The organism is Bradyrhizobium sp. CFUWI, from assembly GCF_056429085.1.
On the sequence record NZ_JBWJZE010000208.1, the window covers coordinates 1 to 443 of the forward strand.

The following is a 443-nucleotide window of genomic DNA, read 5'->3' on the forward strand; positions in this document are numbered from 1 at the left end:
GGGTCAGGTGCAGATGGCGATGAACGGCGGCATCTATGATGAAAGCTATGCGCCGCTCGGTTTGTACATCGAAAACGGTCAGCAGAAGGTGGCGTTAAATCTCGCTTCAGGTGAAGGGAATTTCTTTATCCGTCCTGGCGGCGTGTTTTATGTCGCGGGAGATAAAGTCGGCATCGTTCGTCTGGATGCCTTCAAAACCAGTAAAGAGATTCAGTTTGCGGTGCAGTCAGGGCCAATGTTGATGGAAAACGGTGTAATTAATCCGCGTATTCATCCCAACGTCGCCTCAAGCAAAATTCGTAACGGTGTTGGGATTAATAAACATGGGAACGCCGTGTTTTTGTTGAGCCAGCAGGCAACAAATTTTTATGATTTTGCCTGTTATGCCAAAGCGAAACTGAACGTTGAGCAGCTGCTTTATCTTGATGGCACGATTTCACATA

Annotated in this window: 1 protein-coding gene; it reads left to right on the forward strand. The window is 47.2% G+C overall.

The genetic code is table 11. The features are described 5' to 3' along the window. Positions 1 to 443, forward strand: a 443-nt coding sequence (locus tag AC066S_RS39455) for a phosphodiester glycosidase family protein (RefSeq protein WP_478272007.1), incomplete at both ends; no start/stop codon positions are given.